Annotated in this window: 13 protein-coding genes and 2 tRNA genes; 4 read left to right on the top strand and 11 right to left on the bottom strand. The window is 66.2% G+C overall.

The genetic code is table 11. The annotated features are described in order from the left end of the window. Nucleotides 1-313: 313 nt before the first annotated feature. The 5 genes from ACWA1Q_RS01760 to ACWA1Q_RS01740 all read right to left on the bottom strand — a co-directional run bounded on the left by ACWA1Q_RS01760 (nt 314) and on the right by ACWA1Q_RS01740 (nt 5,373). A complete protein-coding gene (locus ACWA1Q_RS01760; protein WP_463759012.1) occupies nt 314-1,324 on the bottom strand; it encodes an NAD-dependent epimerase/dehydratase family protein in 1,011 nt (336 codons plus the stop codon). Further along, on the bottom strand, nt 1,321-3,981 hold the full coding sequence (locus ACWA1Q_RS01755) for an alpha/beta fold hydrolase (protein ID WP_463759011.1): 2,661 nt from the start codon (nt 3,979-3,981) through the stop codon (nt 1,321-1,323). The genes ACWA1Q_RS01760 and ACWA1Q_RS01755 overlap by 4 nt, the downstream gene beginning before the upstream one ends. Continuing rightward, nucleotides 3,978-5,000 (bottom strand): 3-oxoacyl-ACP synthase III, encoded by a 1,023-nt coding sequence (locus ACWA1Q_RS01750; protein ID WP_463759010.1) that lies wholly within the window; start codon nt 4,998-5,000, stop codon nt 3,978-3,980. Before ACWA1Q_RS01750 ends, ACWA1Q_RS01755 begins: the two co-directional genes overlap by 4 nt. 192 nt (nt 5,001-5,192) lie before the next feature. Continuing rightward, a tRNA-Met gene (locus tag ACWA1Q_RS01745) sits at nt 5,193-5,266 on the bottom strand. Between the two features lie 35 nt (nt 5,267-5,301). Next, nucleotides 5,302-5,373: transfer RNA gene (locus ACWA1Q_RS01740), tRNA-Thr, on the bottom strand. 108 nt (nt 5,374-5,481) lie between these two features. Here ACWA1Q_RS01740 and ACWA1Q_RS01735 point away from each other — a divergent pair. Next, a complete protein-coding gene (locus ACWA1Q_RS01735) occupies nt 5,482-6,720 on the top strand; it encodes a serine/threonine-protein kinase (RefSeq protein WP_463759008.1) in 1,239 nt (412 codons plus the stop codon). Nucleotides 6,721-6,836: 116 nt separating this feature from the next. Beyond that, nucleotides 6,837-7,262: a hypothetical protein gene (locus ACWA1Q_RS01730; protein WP_463759007.1), complete on the top strand. Its 426-nt coding sequence runs from the start codon at nt 6,837-6,839 to the stop codon at nt 7,260-7,262. 35 nt (nt 7,263-7,297) lie between these two features. Here ACWA1Q_RS01730 and ACWA1Q_RS01725 read toward each other — a convergent pair whose 3' ends face one another. The 3 genes from ACWA1Q_RS01725 to ACWA1Q_RS01715 all read right to left on the bottom strand — a co-directional run bounded on the left by ACWA1Q_RS01725 (nt 7,298) and on the right by ACWA1Q_RS01715 (nt 11,157). Then, complete coding sequence (locus ACWA1Q_RS01725; protein ID WP_463759004.1) at nt 7,298-8,221, bottom strand: sugar ABC transporter permease; 924 nt, start codon at nt 8,219-8,221, stop codon at nt 7,298-7,300. Beyond that, a complete protein-coding gene (locus ACWA1Q_RS01720; protein ID WP_463759002.1) occupies nt 8,221-9,840 on the bottom strand; it encodes an ABC transporter permease subunit in 1,620 nt (539 codons plus the stop codon). Before ACWA1Q_RS01720 ends, ACWA1Q_RS01725 begins: the two co-directional genes overlap by 1 nt. A gap of 93 nt (nt 9,841-9,933) precedes the next feature. Further along, on the bottom strand, nt 9,934-11,157 hold the full coding sequence (locus ACWA1Q_RS01715) for a sugar ABC transporter substrate-binding protein (protein ID WP_463759001.1): 1,224 nt from the start codon (nt 11,155-11,157) through the stop codon (nt 9,934-9,936). A gap of 273 nt (nt 11,158-11,430) precedes the next feature. Between ACWA1Q_RS01715 and ACWA1Q_RS01710 the strand changes: the two genes are divergently transcribed. Next, nucleotides 11,431-13,137: a glycoside hydrolase family 13 protein gene (locus tag ACWA1Q_RS01710; RefSeq protein WP_463758999.1), complete on the top strand. Its 1,707-nt coding sequence runs from the start codon at nt 11,431-11,433 to the stop codon at nt 13,135-13,137. Between the two features lie 161 nt (nt 13,138-13,298). Beyond that, a complete protein-coding gene (locus tag ACWA1Q_RS01705; protein ID WP_463758997.1) occupies nt 13,299-14,165 on the top strand; it encodes an SDR family oxidoreductase in 867 nt (288 codons plus the stop codon). Nucleotides 14,166-14,176: 11 nt separating this feature from the next. On the opposite strand, the gene ACWA1Q_RS01700 is transcribed toward ACWA1Q_RS01705, so the two are convergent. From ACWA1Q_RS01700 to ACWA1Q_RS01690, 3 genes are all read right to left on the bottom strand, one after another. After that, nucleotides 14,177-15,517, bottom strand: a complete 1,341-nt coding sequence (locus ACWA1Q_RS01700; RefSeq protein WP_463758996.1) for an APC family permease — start codon at nt 15,515-15,517, stop codon at nt 14,177-14,179. A 95-nt stretch (nt 15,518-15,612) separates the two neighbouring features. Then, nucleotides 15,613-16,428 (bottom strand): inositol monophosphatase family protein, encoded by an 816-nt coding sequence (locus ACWA1Q_RS01695; RefSeq protein WP_463758995.1) that lies wholly within the window; start codon nt 16,426-16,428, stop codon nt 15,613-15,615. Between the two features lie 25 nt (nt 16,429-16,453). After that, nucleotides 16,454-16,999: a MarR family winged helix-turn-helix transcriptional regulator gene (locus ACWA1Q_RS01690; RefSeq protein WP_463758993.1), complete on the bottom strand. Its 546-nt coding sequence runs from the start codon at nt 16,997-16,999 to the stop codon at nt 16,454-16,456. Nucleotides 17,000-17,032: the final 33 nt, after the last annotated feature.

Here is a 17,032-nt window from a genome sequence, read left to right as displayed (position 1 = left end):
TGTCTTCGTTGCACGGCGGCGGCGGGTGGCTTCGTGCACCGGCGCCCATGGGCGCGCGCCCAGCGCTGATCGGGCCCAAAGGGCGGTTCACACCCAACACGAACAACCCTTCCGGACCGATCGATCCGCCGAACGACCCTTTGGGACCGATCGACCCGGCCCGAACCACGAACTCGTGCTCGAGACACCACATTTGGCTGCGCTCAAGTTCGAGTCGCCATACTTCGCTCTTCACAGGAGCGATGCACAGCAGATTCTGGTGTCTCGTCGCGCCTGACTCCGAGGCCCCGAGGCGCTGACGCGACACCCCACCTCAGAGGCGGTAAGGGAACGGACGCCCTACCGTGCCGCGGCGCTCGGCCGCGTAGTGCTCGCCCAGACGCCGGAAGCCCTCGTCGAGCGACACCGCGGGAGTCCAGCCGAGGTCGGCACGCGTCCGTCGCTGATCGAACCAGTGCGCCGTCGACAACTGTTCGGCAAGGAACCGCGTCATCGGCGGCTCGTCGACACCAGGCTTGATGCGCCAGACCGCTTCGATGAGCGACCCGGCAGCACGGGCGACGGATGCCGGCACTCGCCACCTCGGGGAATTCACACCGGCTGCAGCGCAGATCCCGGCGAGGAGTTCGGTGACCGGGCGCGGTTCACCGTTGGTGAGCACGTACGACTGCCCGTGAACCTCGTCGACCCTGGCAAGCGCCGCCGCGATCGCCGACGCGGCATTGTCGATGTAGATCGTGTCAATGAGCGCGGCACCGGAGTCGAGAAGCGGAAGCCGCCCATGCCGGGCCCGCTCGACCACACGTTCGACGAGCTGGGTGTCGCCAGGGCCCCAGACGAGGTGCGGACGAACGGCCACCACCCGCAGCGAAGCGGAGTCGGCGGCGAGCGCGAGCAGCTCCGCCTCAGCCTTGGTGCGCGCGTAGTCACCCCGAGCGTTCGCCGGGTCTGCGGGCAACGCGTCATCACCGACGATCGACGAGCCCGAGTGCGCCACGGACGGCGACGACACAGAGACGAAGCGTTCGATCCCGGCGGTTCGGGCGGCGTCGATCAGGTTGCGCGTACCGCCCACATTGACACGGTCGAAGTCCGCGGGGTTCCCGGCGAGCGAGACCTTGGCGGCGAGGTGCACGATCGCGTCGCATCCGTCGACGGCGTGCGCGACGGCATCCGTATCGGTGACCGACCCGAGAACATCTGTCGCCCCGGCAACACCGGACGGCCGACGCTGAAAGCACCGCACATCGTGGCCAGCGGCGATCAGCTCAGCCGCGACGGCCCCACCGAGCAACCCGCTCGCGCCGGTGACGAGCACTCTCACGGCGCGACCATCCGCCCACCCGAGAGGATGCCGTCGGCCCAGGTCGAGAGCGCCGACCGGTTGATCTTGGAATTGTGACGGATGTCGGTGGGCAGGCGAGGCACGACAAGCACGGCTGCGAGCGGCACGTCCACGGCATCGCGAATCGCTTCGGCGAGCTCAGGGTTCGCGAGCGAGACCCGGCGAGTGGGGTTCGTCGTCTCGACGACGGCGACGACCTGCTGCACGCCGCGCGGTCCGACACCGACGATGGCGGCGCGAGCGACCTCGAACACCGACTGGGCCTGCAACTCGGGCTTAACCGGGGTCACGACGCCGTCGGCCGTGACGAGCACGTGCGGCATCCGCCCCTCGACCCATAGGCGCCCGGACTCGTCGAGGTGCCCGACGTCTCCGGTGCGGTGCCAGCGCTCCCCCGGAACACCGCCGAGTCGACTCGCCCGATGGGTGAGCCACAACCGGTCGTAGTGGTCTTCGACGTGCGGCGCCGAGACGAGGATTTCTCCGGTGACGGATGCCGCCTCCGTCAGGTCCCCTGTCGCGTGCCCGTTCTCGTCGAGCGGCGAGATACGCACACGCGTCGGGCCAGACGGTGTGCCGACGCAGACGCCGCCAGCGCCGTCTTGCGTCGCAGCATCACGGATGCCGTCGAGCGTGATGTCGGTCATCAGCAGGCCTTCGGTCATGCCGTAGGGCGTGTGCGCGCTGGCCGACGGCATGAGCGCGGAGATCGCGGCGAGCAGCGGCTCCGACACGGGAGCGCCGGCTGAGAGAAAGTTTTCGACGCCGTGAAGGGCAGTGCGGTCATCGTCGGTCAGGGCTGCGGATGTCGCGACCACGTTCGCGACGGCGGCCGGCGACAAGAACACGACGGTCGCGTCGACGGCTTTCACAGCGGCGGCCACGGCTGTCGCGGTGAGCGTCTTCGGCGCCGTGACATCCATGTCGGGCGTGACGGAGCGGGCGCCGAGGGCAGGACCGAGCAGTGCGAACGGGGCGAATCCGGCGACGAGCCCGGTTCCGACGCCGACTCCGTATTGGGCGGCGAGCGCATCGCGCACGGCGGAAAGCTGGCCGTGCGTGTAGACGACGCCCTTCGCCGGCCCGGTCGAGCCGGACGTGAAGAGGATCGCGGCGGTGTCACCCGCGGTGGGAGGTTCCGGCATCCGTTCGTCCGAGCCGAGGGCGACGAGCTCCGCGAGCGAGTGCGAGACGCCGAGCGCACGGCGCAACGGCGCCGGGTAGGTCGTGGTCGAGATCTTCTGCCCTGGCCAGCCGAGCGCCCGGGCGGCGCTGAGGCCCGGTGTCGCGCCGATGACGTGGTCCGGGCAGGCGCCGCGAACCGCGCGGGTCAGCCCACCGAGGCCAAGACCGGCGTCGGCGACGACGACGATGGCGCCGATGCGCAGGCACGCGTAGAGAACGGCGACGAGGTCTGCGCTCGGCGGGATGAGGAGCGACACCCGGTCGCCCTTCTTCACGCCGGCAGCGCCAAGCCCGGTGGCGAGCTGCCGCACGCGCTTCGACAGGAGTTTCCACGAGACGATGCGAGGAGCATCGCCGCTCGGCGGGACCATGTCGATGACGGCGGCGTCGTCGCTGCCCTGCAGCTCGTCGAGATAGTGCCAGAGCGGTGCACGTTCGTCCTCGACCGGAGCGGCCGGGAGCTCTTCGGGGGTACGGATGCTGTCGCCCAGCCAGGTGAGGACGGCTGACGCGTAGTCCACGTCCTCGGCGACGAGGTGCCCCGCGCCTTCGAAGCGGTGAACGTCGGCGTGTGGCATCCGGTCGATCAGGTCGTCGAGGTAGCGGTCGCTGAAGATCGGGTCGCGGGGGCCCCACAGCATCAGCGCGGGAACACGGAGTTTCGTCACACCATCGGCGATGCGCTCGAGTTCGTCCCAGCTTTCATGTTCGGCTGAAACAGGGATGTCGGCGACGAATCCGCCGATACCGCCGCGACGTTCGGCGCCCCGGTAGGGCGCACGGTAGCCGTCCTTCACCGCCGACGACAGCGGCGGGTGCGCGAGCGCCAGCGTCGTCTCGAGGAACGCCGGGGTGAGCACTGTTCCCCGGCCGAGAACGCCTGGCTGCAGCGCGATCCGGAGCGGCGCCGGAATCGGCTTGTTCTCGGGCTGGTGAATCGCGGTGTTCAGCAGCATCACCCCGGTGAGCAGCTCCGGGTGGTCGACCGCCCAGCCGAGCGAGACGACACCGCCCCAGTCGTGCCCGAGGGTGAGCACCGGTCCGGTCAGGCCGAGCGCGTCCGTGAGGTCACCGAGGTCCTGCACACGCCGCGCGAGCGGGCGCTGGGTGCCCGTGCGCTCCGAGAAACCCATGTCGAGCTGGTCGACGGCGATAACGCGCCAGGCGTCGCCGCCTGCAGCGGCAGCATCCGTCGCCGCATCGACGAGCCGGCGCCACAGGTACGACCAGGTCGGGTTGCCGTGCACGCAGAGAATCGTTCCGACCGGCTCGACGCCGAGCTCAGCAAGGCGGTCGGCGTTATCGAGAAGGTGCCATCCCCGATCGACGGATGCTCCGCGCTCGACCACGCGCACCACGCGTGAATAGGAGGAATCGAGTCCGTCGAGACCGGCGGGGGGAAGCGTCGCCGGGGCGAGGGTGCCGCCGACGGCGGGCAGGCGCCCAGTCACCAGGCGATTTCCATCATGGCGGTGTTCAGGCCGGAGCCGACACCCATGAGGAGCACCCGGTCTCCGGGACGCAGACTCGCGGTTTCGCGCTCAAGAGTGATGGGGATGGACGCGGGGCCGACGTTGCCGAGCTTCGGATAGGTGAGCGGAACACGGTCGCGGTCGATACCGACAGCCTTGATGATCGCGTTCGTGTGAACATCGGACACCTGGTGCATGATGTAGCGGTCCATGTTGGACCAGGTCCAGTCGCGGCGCGCTTCTTTCCAGGCCGAGACGACGAGTTGCATCCCGCCCTTGAGGAGGGCCTTGGCGTCGGTGAACATACCGTCGACGCTGCCGACGCAGAGTTCGTTGAACTGGGTCGCGGCGCGGGTGACGCCGCCGAGGATGCGATGGCCGCCCGGGTTCGTGTCTGCCCGGCCGAGCACGGCGGCGGCAGCGCCTGAGCCGAGGGTGAGGCTCGCGAACTCGCTCATGAAGTCCTTGCGCCCAATCCCGTCCCGGCCGAGGCGTTCGATGGTGTTGTTCTGGATGTCGTCAGCGTCTTCACCGTCGATGATCATCGCGTATTCGATCTGTCCGGAGTCGATCAGCTGGGCGGCGAGGCTCATCCCGTTGACGAAACCGAGGCACGCGTTGGCGATGTCGAAGTTGATCGCCGATGAGGGCAGCCCGAGACCGTGGTGCAGCTTCACCGCGACGGAGGGTTCGAGGTGCTTACGGGTGACCGACGTGTTGATGAGCAGGCCGATCCGGTCCGCAGATACTCCGGCGGAGGCGAGGGCCCGGTTTCCGGCGTCCACCGCTGCGCGGTCGAACGACTCGGTCTCGGCCCAGTTGCGGCGTTCGTGCACACCGGCCACACGCTGGAGCAGACCGGTAGGCAGCTTGAGCCGTTTCAGTACCGGGTCCAGCCGGGAGTCGATCTCCTCCGACGTAGTGATGCGGGAGGCAAGGGTGGTCGCGACAGACAGCAGCGCGACATTGCGATGCGTGGTCGTTGCGTTTCCATCCAATGGGAACTCCCTGTCGACGTGTAACCGGCGCTGAAATTCGCGCCCCTAGATTTTACGTCCCTATCGCCTGATGGTTGACCGGGCTTGCGCTCGGCCCCTCAGGGCTGCGTAGGCAACAGGAGGTATGTGAAAAGCCCCAAGGTGGCGAGACCTTGGGGCTACATGGGAAGAGGCTTTGAGAGCCTTTCCCCGTAGCAGGAGCGGGATTCGAACCCGCGACCTCACGATTATGAGTCGTGCGCTCTCACCAACTGAGCTACCCTGCCGCGAAACTTCGCCCGGGCTTACCGAGAAAGTAACGAGCCCCGAGTCGGGTTTGAACCGACGACCTCTTCCTTACCAAGGAAGTGCTCTACCACTGAGCTACCGGAGCGTGACCACACAAAATGGCACCAGTAGAGAATAGCATCACTCAGGAGCGTTCCCCGACCGCATAGCCCCGAGAGCGCGCTCGACGTAGCATTAGGGCCAGGACGATCCCATGACCGAGAACCCGAACGCCCCAACTCTCGACCTTGTGCTCAGTAACCGATACCGGCTCGTGCGCCTGATCGGTTCCGGCGGCATGGCGAGTGTTTATCGAGCCCACGATGAGGCGCTTCGGCGGGACGTGGCCATCAAACTCTTCCGCGCTGCCGCCACCGGCCCGACCGAACTCCGACGTCAGGCCAGCGAGATCTCTCTCCTCGCGACCCTCACGCATCCCGGTCTCGTCGCCCTGTTCGACGCGGGCACCGATGAGTCCGACCCGCTCAACCCGCGGTCGTACCTGGTCATGGAACTGATCCGGGGTTCCGACCTCCGGAACGCCATCGATGAGAAAGAGCTCCGCAGCGAAGATATCCGGGCTATCGGCGCTGACCTCGCAGACTCGCTCCATTTCATTCACGACAACGGCGTCGTTCACCGCGACATCAAACCGGCCAACATCCTGCTCGCCCACACGAACGGCACGGATACCCGCCCGCACCCGAAGCTCAGCGATTTCGGTATCGCCCGCCTCGTCGACGACAGCAGGCTGACCGCAACGTCGTTCACGGTCGGGTCGGCCGGCTACCTCAGCCCGGAGCAGGCGCGTGGCGACGACGTGGGCCCGCCCACCGACGTCTACTCGCTTGGACTCGTGCTGCTCGAGTGCGTCACCGGCGAACGTGCCTTCAGCGGCTCCGGCAAGGAGGTGGCGTTCGCTCCCATCACCCGTGACCCCCAGATCCCGGAGGGGCTCGACCCGCTCCTCGCCGAAACGATCGCCGCCATGACGGCCCGGAACCCGAACGACCGCCCGACCGCGCACGAGGTGGCCCTGTCGCTTCGGGGAATCGCCCCGCTCCATGGTTTCCGTAAGAGTGCGGATGCAGAAACGGATGCCACGGCCGCGATGACCGCTCCAACGGCAGCGTCGACGGAGGCACGAACGGAGGCGACGTCGTCGCGCTCGAGAACCGAAGCGTCACCTGCAGCACCCGCGCAAGACGTCACCGCCGTTCTCGAGCAGGGCCCACCGCCCCTTCCGACCGCCGTACCGGAGAAGCCTCGCCGTCGTCGTGCCCCACTCATCGCGGGTGTCGTCGTCGCACTTCTGCTGATTGCTGCCGCCGCTTTCGGCATCTCCGCACTGAACAACAACGCGATCGACCAATCCACCCCGATCGAGTATCCAGCGGTGCCCGGCACCGTCGGCGAGCACCTCGAGGACCTTCAGGAAAGCGTGGAACCGTGAAATTCTCCGTGCGAACAGCCGCCGCAGGCGCCGTCCTCGTTCTCGGGCTGTCTGGCTGCCAGGCAAGCCCATCCGACCTGAGTAGCGCAACAGCGGAACAGTTCCAGTCTCGGGTCTTGTCGATCACGACCTCCGTGGCGAACGGCGACCACGCTGCGGCGATGGATGCCGTCACCACTCTCGAAACGGAACTCGATGCCGCCGCCCAGAACGGCAGCGTCTCGTTCCCGCGTCACCAGCGCATCGAAGCGGCACTCGACCTCGTACGGGCCGACATCCAGGCCGCTCTCGACGCCGCCGCACCCGAGCCAGAACCCGCTCCCGCTCCCGCGCCGGAGCCGGAACCCGAACCAGTCACACCGACCCCGCCCGTCAATGACGATGATGACGATGAAGGTGACGACGAAGGCGACGGTGGAAACGGAAGCGGAAACGGAAACGGCAACGGGAACGGCAACGGCAACGGGAAAGACAAGGACAAGCGCGACAACCCGAAGAAGAACAATGGGAACGGGAACGGCAAGCCCAACGGCAAGGACTAGCCGCGCCGCCGTTCGTCACCCCATCGTTGAACGCGCTACTTGACCGCTCCCGCGGTCAGCCCGCTCACGATGTACTTCTGCAGGTACAGGAACAGCGCCATCACCGGGAGCGCGGCGAGCACGGCACCTGCGGCGAAGACGCCCCAGTTGCTCGTGAACTCCTGTGACACGAACTGGTAGAGGCCGACGGCGAGCGTCTGCTTCTCCGGTGTCACCAGCACAACGCTCGAGATGACGAAGTCGTTCGTCGTCGCAATGAAGCTCAGCAGCCCGACCACCGCAAGGATGGGAGCGACGAGGCGCAGGATGATCGTGAAGAAGATCCGCGCGTGTCCGGCGCCGTCGAGCTTCGCGGCCTCGTCGAGTGACGACGGAACCGTGTTGAAGAACCCGTACATCAGGTACGTGTTCACCCCGAGCGCGCCACCGAGGTAGACCATGATGAGCGCGATCTGGTTGTCGAGGCCCAGAATCGGGAAGATGTCCCCGAGTGTGGTCAGCAGCAGGAAGATCGCGACAACGGCGAGCAGCTGCGGGAAGATCTGCACAATCAGGAGCGAGAGCAACCCGATGCGTCTGCCGGTGAATCGCATCCGGCTGAAGCAATACGCAGCGAGTGCGCCGAGGAAGACCGTTCCGATCGACGTCGTGATGCCGATCACGAGGGTGTTCATGAACCAGGCCGCGTACGGCTGCTGCGGCGAGTTGAACAAGGTCGCGTAGTTGTCGAACCCGATGGCCGAGAACAGCCCGTTCGACTGCAGCAGCGTGCCGTTCGGGTTGAGCGACGCCGACAGGACGTACAGGAGCGGGAAGACCGAGAAGATGATCATCGCGATACCGACGAGGTGCCGCCAGCCGGTCGCCGCGAACCAGCGCGGAAACGAGAACGGCCGCTTCGCGCGGGTGGCAGGAATCGCGGATGCCTCGCGAGGGAGGGCAGGTGCCGTGGTAGTCATTAGTTCAGATCCTCCAGGGCCTTGGTCTGCCGGAAGCTCACCACGGCGATGATCGCGACGATGAGGAAGATGATGATCGAGAACGCGCTGGCCAGCCCGTAGTCACGGTTCGCACCGACGAAGGCGACCTTGTAGACCATCGAGATCAGGATGTCGGAGCCTCCGACGTTGATGCTCGCTGACGCATCACGCGGCCCACCGTTGGTGAGCATGTAGATCAGGTTGAAGTTGTTGAAGTTGAAGGCGAACGACGCGATCAAGAGCGGGGCAATCGAGACAAGGAGGAGGGGAAACTTGATCCGCCTGAACACTTGCCACGGGTTGGCGCCGTCCATCTTGGCCGCTTCCTGCAGTTCGTCCGGGATCGACTGGAGAGCACCGGTACAGACGAGGAACATGTACGGGAACCCGAGCCAGAGGTTGACGAAGAGGATGCTGCCCTTCGCCAGCCATTCATTGGTCAGCCAGGGGATGTCTGCCCCGCTGAACAGGGTCAGGTTCACGAACCCGAAGTCCTGGTTGAGCATCCCGGCCCAGACCAGCGCGCCGAGGAATCCGGGGAAGGCGTAGGGAAGGATCATGAGCACGCGGTAGAACTTGCGTCCACGCATCCGCATGTCGTTGAAGACGATCGCGAGGAACAAGCCGAGAACGAACGTCGTCGCGACGCTGAGGAGCGCGAAGGCGAACGTCCAGAGGGTGACGCTGACGAGCGGCCCGCGGATGCTCTCGTCGGTGAATGCCTTGGTGTAGTTCTCGGCACCGACGACGACACTCCAGCCCGGCAGGAGTTCCTCGCCGTCGGCCGACGTGAACGCACCGTTTCCGGTGTCCGAGTAGACGACGCCGGTGTCGGTGTTCGTCATCGTGTCTGCGGCTTCGTCGAAGCTCAGGGTGGAGAGGTAGAGGTACGCGCTCGATCCGTCCGGCGTGCGAAGAGCGCCGTCGTTCGGGTCTTCAGAAACCTGCACGGTCATCGCCGCGATCTGGTCCTGGTTGCTGATGATGTCGGCGAAGTTGAGGGTGTTGTATCCGGCGAGCCCGACGGCCTTGCCACCCGACATCTCGGCGCCGGAGACCTCGTCGAGCGGAGTGTCCGTGTTGCCGACGAGGACGTCACCGTCCGGGTCGGTGACGAGGAAGTTGAAGGTGCCGAGCTGCTCAACGATCGCGAGGTCGTAGGTGGCCGAATCGGGGACCCGGTACTGGGCGGACTGGATCAGCGACGTGACCGCGTCGTCCTTGGTGCTGTTGTGGCCGGTGCCGTAGTTGGTGACCGAGATGTACGCGGTGTAACCGATGACGAAGACCTGGAAGATGAGGAGAAAGACGAGACCCGGCGCCAGGTACTTGGCCGGAAGCATCCGCTTGGAGAAGTAGATGATGTTGATCGCCGCGGTGAACACGACGACGATCCCGAAAATCAGCCAGTCCTGCTTGAGGAACAGGATGAAGAGAGCGTAAACGGCGATCGCGTCGACGACGGCGAGCAACCCGATTTTGACCAGCAGCGCGACGACGCCGCCTGAGGCGTGATCCGCGATGCGCCCTGCGCGCTTGGATCGCTTGGATTCGGCGACCTTGGGGGAAGTGCCGGAGGGCTGCGTGCCTGTACTCATTGTCGCCTCAGTGTTAATGCCGGCGACCTCGTTGGGGTCGACGGGAAGAGTATGCCGGCCGGGAGCGGATGCGTCCCGGCCGGCAGCTCGTGATTATTCTGCGATCGCAGCCTGGATGTCTGCGGTCATCTTCTCCCAGAGGGAGGCGGGGTCTCCGCCATCGATGATCGCGGCTTCGGTGACACCCCAGAACTGCCAGACCTTGCCCATCTGCGGGATGGACGGCTGCGGCACACCGTTGGCGCCCACTTCACCGAATGCGGCGACGATGGGGTCAGACGCGGCCTTCTCGAACGAGGCGGAGAGTGCCGGCGGGCGCTGTCCCTTTTCGAAGAGGGCGGTTTGGACTTCTTCGGTGCCGATGAAGTTCGTGAGGAACTCGTTGGCGGCGAGGGTGTTCTTGCTCTTGGCCGAGACGAAGAAGCCCTGAACACCGACGAACGGCTGGGCGACCTCTCCACCGGCGGACGGGATCGGGTCGACGGCTACGTCGATGCCGGCTTCCTGAGCGTCGCCGACATTCCACGGGCCGGTGAGGAAGTACGGGCTCGCGCCGGAGTTGAACTTCTCCTTGGCGATGTCACCGGTGACCGTGGTGCTCAACAGTCCTGCTGCACCCTGCTCGCCGAGCCAGGTCGCGAACTCGGTGTTCGCTCCGATCTGGAGGTCCTCCGGGTTGTAGCTTCCGTCATCGTTGGTGCCGAAGACGGGGGCGCCGAACGAGGTCTGGAACGGGTACAGGTGGTACGGGTCGCTCTCGGGTCCGACCTGAACGAGGAACGGGAACTCGGTGCCGGCGGCCTGGCCGTCTGCGACCATGTCGTCGTAGTCGGTCGGGGCTTCGGGCGCGAGGGCCGTGTTGCGGAGGAGAGCGATGTTCTCGATCGCGTATGGCAGACCGTAGGTCTTGCCCTCGTAGCTCATGGCCTGGATGGCGACATCTTCGAAGTCAGCGGCTTTGTCGCCGAGCTCGATCGGCTGCGCGACACCGTTGGTGACGAAGTTGCCGAGCCAGTCGTGCGCACCGATGGTGATGTCGGGGCCCTTGCCTGATGGGACCTGGGCGATGAACTCGTCCTGGATTTTGGCGAAGTCCTTTTGGACGAGCTTGACCTTGACGCCGGACTCGGCGGTGAAGTCTGCTGCAGCGTCCTTGAGCACCGGGGCGCGGTCGGCGTCGACCCAGACCGTCAGTGTCGCGTCGGACTTGGAGTCGTCGCTCGCAGCGTCGCCTCCCCCTGCGCAGCCGGCGAGTGCCAGCGTTGCGACGGCAGCGAGCGCGCCTGCCTTCAGAAGTGAAGAGTTTTTCACCCTCATTGGTGTGTGCCTTTCATCGAATGTGTCGAGTGAATACCCGGCCCCATTGCCTCCGCGGATTCCGGGGCTGTTCCCGGTTCCCCTTCGGGGAACTCCTCGTCAGTGAAAGACCGTTCTCTCGGGCCCGCATACTGCAAGCGCTTCCAGATATACCCGCTCGGTCTGGAAAGTACAACCTGACGCGCACTAATGGATGCCCGATCGTAACCTCGTGATATGAGACCTGTGAGCAAGCGCTTACACATTGCCGGGTGGATGGCTTAGAGTGGCGGCATGAATTTGCGCACCAGCACAGAGTGGTGGCGTTCCGCCGCCATCTACCAGATTTATCCCCGGTCCTTCGCTGACGCCAACGGCGACGGTCTCGGCGATCTGCCCGGAATCACCTCGCGGCTCGACTCCCTGAAGTCGCTCGGCATCGACGCGATCTGGCTCTCCCCCTTCATGACCAGCCCCCAGAAGGATGCCGGCTACGACGTCGCCGACTACTGCGACGTCGACCCCATCTTCGGAACCCTCTCTGACTTCGACGCGATGACCTCGAAAGCGCACGACAGCGGCATCCGCGTCATCATCGACCTCGTTCCGAATCACTCTTCCGATGCTCACCCGTGGTTCCAGGCCGCACTCGCGGCGGGGCCCGGCTCACCCGAGCGCGCGCGCTACATGTTCCGCGATGGCAAGGGTGAGAACGGCGACACCCCGCCGAACAACTGGGAGAGCGTCTTCGGCGGGCCAGCCTGGACCCGCACAACGAACCCGGACGGCACCGCCGGCCAGTGGTACCTGCACATCTTCGATTCCAGCCAGCCCGACTTCGACTGGACCAATGAAGAGGTTCGCGAGATGTTCCGCGGCGTGCTCCGGTTCTGGCTCGACCGTGGTGTCGACGGATTCCGTGTCGACGTCGCCCACGGCATGATCAAGGCTGACGGGCTGCCCGACTACACCCCTCCCGCCGAAGGCGGCAGCATGGGCGGCAACACGCCGCTCGGACTCGAGCCGGGGATCGACGACATCGCGACCGAGGAAGACGAGGGCGCACCCTACTGGGGCCAGGAGGGTGTTCACGAGATCTACCGCGACTGGCACGTCGTGCTCGAGGAGTACGAGGGCGACCGAGTCCTCTGCGCCGAGGCCTGGGTCTACCCGCTGTCGAAGATGGCGAAGTGGGTCCGCCCGGACGAGATGCAGCAGGCGTTCAACTTCCCGTACCTCGAGACGCCGTGGGAGGCATCCGCTCTCCGCACCGTCATCGACGAGTCCATCGAGGCGTTCGGCGCTGTCGGTGCACCGAGCACCTGGGTTCTCTCCAACCACGACGTCGTGCGCCACGCCTCGCGACTGGCACTGACCGCCGAGAACCCGCAGGGTCACGGCATCGGGCCGAAGAGCCCGGGCCAGCCGATCCGCGAGGTCGGCCTGCGTCGCGCCCGCGCGGCGTCTGCGCTCATGCTCGCCCTGCCCGGCGGCGCTTACCTCTACCAGGGCGAGGAGCTCGGCCTTCCCGAGGTCATCGACCTGCCAGACGATTCGCGCCAGGACCCCACCTGGTTCCGCACGAACCGTGAGAAGTATGGTCGTGACGGATGCCGCGTGCCGATTCCGTGGGAAGCGGGCGCTCCCGCCTACGGCTTCAACGACACGGGCGCGGCCTGGCTGCCCCAGCCGTCCGACTGGGACCGGTACGCCCGCGACTCCCAGGTGGGCGTCGAAGGTTCGACCCTCGAGATGTACCGCGACGCGCTGCGCCTGCGCCGCGAGCACACGCTCGGTCTCGGTACCCTCACGTGGATTGACGGACTCCCGGATTCCGTCGCGGCCTTCAGCAACGGGAATGTCACCGTGATCGCGAACACGGGAGACACCGCCGTAGCGCTGCCCGAGGCCTTCGCGTCCGCCGAGCTTCTGCTCGCTTCTGCGGAGTTCGACGGAGCATCCGTCGGTGCAGACTCGACCATCTGGGTCCGCACGCCGTAGTACGCGGTTTCATCGAGGGCGGGGAGCTTCGGCTCCCCGCCCTTTCGCGTGCGCCAGCGGCATCCGCTCACCCGTCCGTGAGTTTTCGGCATACGGGAAGGACTGGACGTGAAACGGTGTTCCTCCCGGAGACGGCCCGCACGGGCCGGCGAAAGGACACCATGACCATCGTCGTCACCGGCGCAACCGGAGCCCTCGGCCGCCACATCATCGACCACCTGCTCAACCGTGGTGTCGAACCCGCCGCGATCGTCGGGGTCGGCCGCAACCGCGACAGGCTTGCCGAGCTCGCGAAGTCCGGCGTTCGCACCGCGTTCCTCGACTACTCCGATCCGGGCACCCTCGACGCCGCGTTCGCCGGCGCCGACACCCTCATGCTCGTCTCCGGCAACGAGGTCGGGCGACGCGTCGAGCAGCACATCAACGTGATCGAAGCGGCCAAAAAGGCGGGCATCTCCCGCATCGTCTACACGAGTGCACCGCAGGCTGACACCTCCGCGCTCATCCTCGCGCCGGACCACAAGGTGACCGAGCAGCTCATCCGGGATTCCGGCATCCGCTTCACCATCCTCCGCAACGGCTGGTACACCGAGAACTACGCCGCCACCATCGAGCAGGCGCGGGCGACCGGCGTATACCTGGCAAGCAGCGGTGACGGCAGAATCGCGAGTGCGTCACGGACGGACTACGCCGAGGCGGCGGCGGTCGTGCTGACGACCGACGGCCACGACGGGCGCGTCTACGAACTCTCCGGGGATGCCGCGTGGGACGGAACCGAGATGGCGGCCGCTCTCAGCACAGTCACCGGGCGCGACGTGGTGTTCTCATCGGTGTCGCCTGACGAGCACCGCACCGCCCTGCTCGCAGCAGGCGTCGACGAGGGAACCACAGGCTTCCTCGTCGCCCTGGATCAGAACACCCGGGATGGGCTGCTCGGCTCGACAACCGGCGAACTCTCGCGCCTGATCGGCCGCCCGACGACTCCGCTCCCGGAGGGACTCACCGCGGCAACGGCTCTCAACGCGTGAGGCGACCTGGGTCAGGACGCTGTCTTGCCGTGCACCAGTCGGGCGATGTAGTAGAGCACCGCTCCGACAGCGAGCAGGATGCCGCCGAACAGCCATACAAGTGGCTCCTGCTGGGTGAGCAGCAGGATGCATGATCCAACCCCGAGGATCGGGATGATCGTCCACACCCGGAAGTGTTCATGCTCCACCTTGTCCTTGCGCAGCACGAGCACCGAGATGTTCGTCGAGATGAACACGAACAGCAAGAGGAGAACGACGGTTTCGGCGAGCGTTCCGAGATCTCCGATGAGCGTCAGCAGCATCGCGACGACGGTGGTGGCAACGATCGCGACCCACGGCGTCCTGCGCTTAGGCAGCACCCGGCTGAGCGGGCTCGGAAGCAGACCGTGCTCCGACATCCCGTATGCGAGCCGGCTCGACATGATCATGGTGAGCAGCGCACCGTTCGCAACAGCGACGAGAGCGATGAGGCTGAACAGCCACTCGGGAATTCCGACACCGGATGCCGCGACGACCGCCAGCAACGGACCTGTCGATTCGCTCAGCTCCGACGCCGGCAGGGCGATGGCGCTCGCCAGCCCCACGAGGATATAGACGACACCCGCCGTCGCGAGCGAACCGAACAGCGCGAGGGGATAGACCTTGCTCGGGTTGCGGATCTCCTCCGCAACGTTCGCGGAGGTCTCGAACCCGACGAAGGAGTAGTACGCGACGATCGCGGCACCGAGCGTGGCGACGGCGGGTACGGAGCCCTCCGGGAACTGACCGACGCGGGAGACGTCGCCTCCGCCGTTGCCCAGCATGATGGCGACGACGACAATCACGATGACGAGGCCCGTGAGCTCGATGATCGTCATCACGACGTTGCTCTTCATCGACTCGCTGATGCCGCGAGCGTTCAGGCAGGCGATGAGCGCGAGGAACACGATCGCCGCGGGGATCGGCGGCACGTCGATGAACGTTGTGAGATATTCGCCCGAGAACGCGAGAGAGAGGCCGGCAGCGCTCGTGACACCGGCAGCGAGCATGCTGAAACCGACGAGGAACGACACGATCGGCACCTTGAACGCCCGCTCGGCGAACACCGCGGCGCCTCCGGCCTTCGGGTACTTGGTGACGAGTTCCGCGTAGGAACCGGCGGTGAGGAGAGCGAGCAGGAGCGCAAGCACGAGTGGCGCCCAGAGCGCGCCACCCACGTTCTCCGACAGCACACCCATGAGGGCGTAGATGCCCGCTCCGAGCACATCACCGAGGATGAACAGAAAGAGCAGGGGGCCGGTGATTTTGCGGCTGAGTTTGGTCGGCGGGCGATCGTCCGTCGTCGGTGTCTGCGGGCTTGTTGCTGCGGTCATGGTGGTTCCTCCGGCTGCAACTGTAGAAGCAGACGCGGATCCTGACCGATTTTCCGTGGGGCCTTGCGCGAATCACCCGGATGAGGCAGCGCGCATCAACCCAGGATGGATGCCTCGGCGCCGGCGTCGAGAAGCAGGTCGTGCAACAGGTCGAACAGCTCGGGATCGGCGGCCAGGGTGAAGTCGCTGCTCGCGGCAGCGCCGTGCAGTCCCGCGACGCGGGCACCCGCCTCCTGTGCGATGAGAGCACCGGCAGCGTGGTCCCACGGGTTCAGCCCTCGCTCGTAATATCCGTCGAGCCGCCCGCACGCGACGGAGCACAGGTCGAGTTCCGCTGACCCCATGCGGCGGATGTCACGGACGTCGCCGATGAGGTGCTGCACGATGCCCGCCTGCCAGATACGCCGGTCGGCGTTGTAGGCGAACCCCGTTCCGAGGAGTGCGAGCGGCGCTGGCACTCCGGTGTTCGCGCGGATCGCGGAGCCGTTGAGCGTCACACCCTCGCCGAGCGCAGCGGAGAACGTCTCACCTGCTGCCGGGTTCACGACCGTCGCGGCGAGCGCCTTCCAGCTGTGGGGGTCCGGCTCGCCCTCGACGACGGCGATGCTGACGGCGTAGTTCGGGATGTTGTAGAGGTAGTTGACCGTTCCGTCGATCGGGTCGACGATCCAGGTCAGCCCGCTCGTGCTCGTCGAGGCCGCGGACTCCTCGCCGAGGAAGCCGTCGTCCGGCCTGGCGTCCGCGATGAGGCTGCGGATCAACTTCTCCGATTCGTGGTCGGCGAGCGTGACGACATCCTCCGCCGAGGACTTCGTGGCCGAGACGGTCACACCTTCGGTGCGCCTCCGGAGAATCAGCTCCCCGGCTTTCTGGGCGATCTCCGTGGCCAGGTTCTGCAACTCGCGTGTCATGCTTCCCACGGTAGACCACTCGTTCTCAGGCGTCAGGTTCGCACTCCGGATCGACGCCGGGCGGACACGAGACGTGCGACTTTGATGCGGCCCAGAGTCCGTCCTCGGCGATTCGTGTCCGGATCCGCGTGAGCGCGGCTTCGAGGGCATCCTGCTCGGCGGGAGTCAGTGGATCGAACACGGCTTCACGAACGAAAGTGACGTGCCCGGGGGCCGCCGCGCGGATTGCCGACCAGCCGGCATCCGTCAGGACGACGTCCTGACCGCGACCGTCGTCGCACGAGAGTGCGCGCTCGACGAGCCCTTTGGCTTCCATTCGGCCGACGAGGTGCGAGAGGCGGCTGCGTTGCCAGCCGAGTTCTGCGGCCAGGTCGCCGGCGCGCATCCGTGGTTCCGGCGCTTCGGAGAGAGCGGCGAGGACGGAGTACTCGACGATCGACAACGCGGAGTCTCGCTGAGCCTGTCGGTCCAAGGCTGCAGGGAACCCCCAGATGAACTCGCGCAGAGTCAGCCAGACCTGCTTCTCGCGGTCATCGAGCCAGCGCGCTTTCTGAGTATTCTCTCCGTTCATATCCCGCTCCTCGCTAGTTAGTTGACACGACAA

It is taken from the genome of Mycetocola sp. TRD_SC_2 (genome assembly GCF_055361225.1).
The sequence above is the reverse complement of the archived record's forward strand: the minus strand, read 5'-3'. Positions and strand labels throughout refer to the sequence as shown.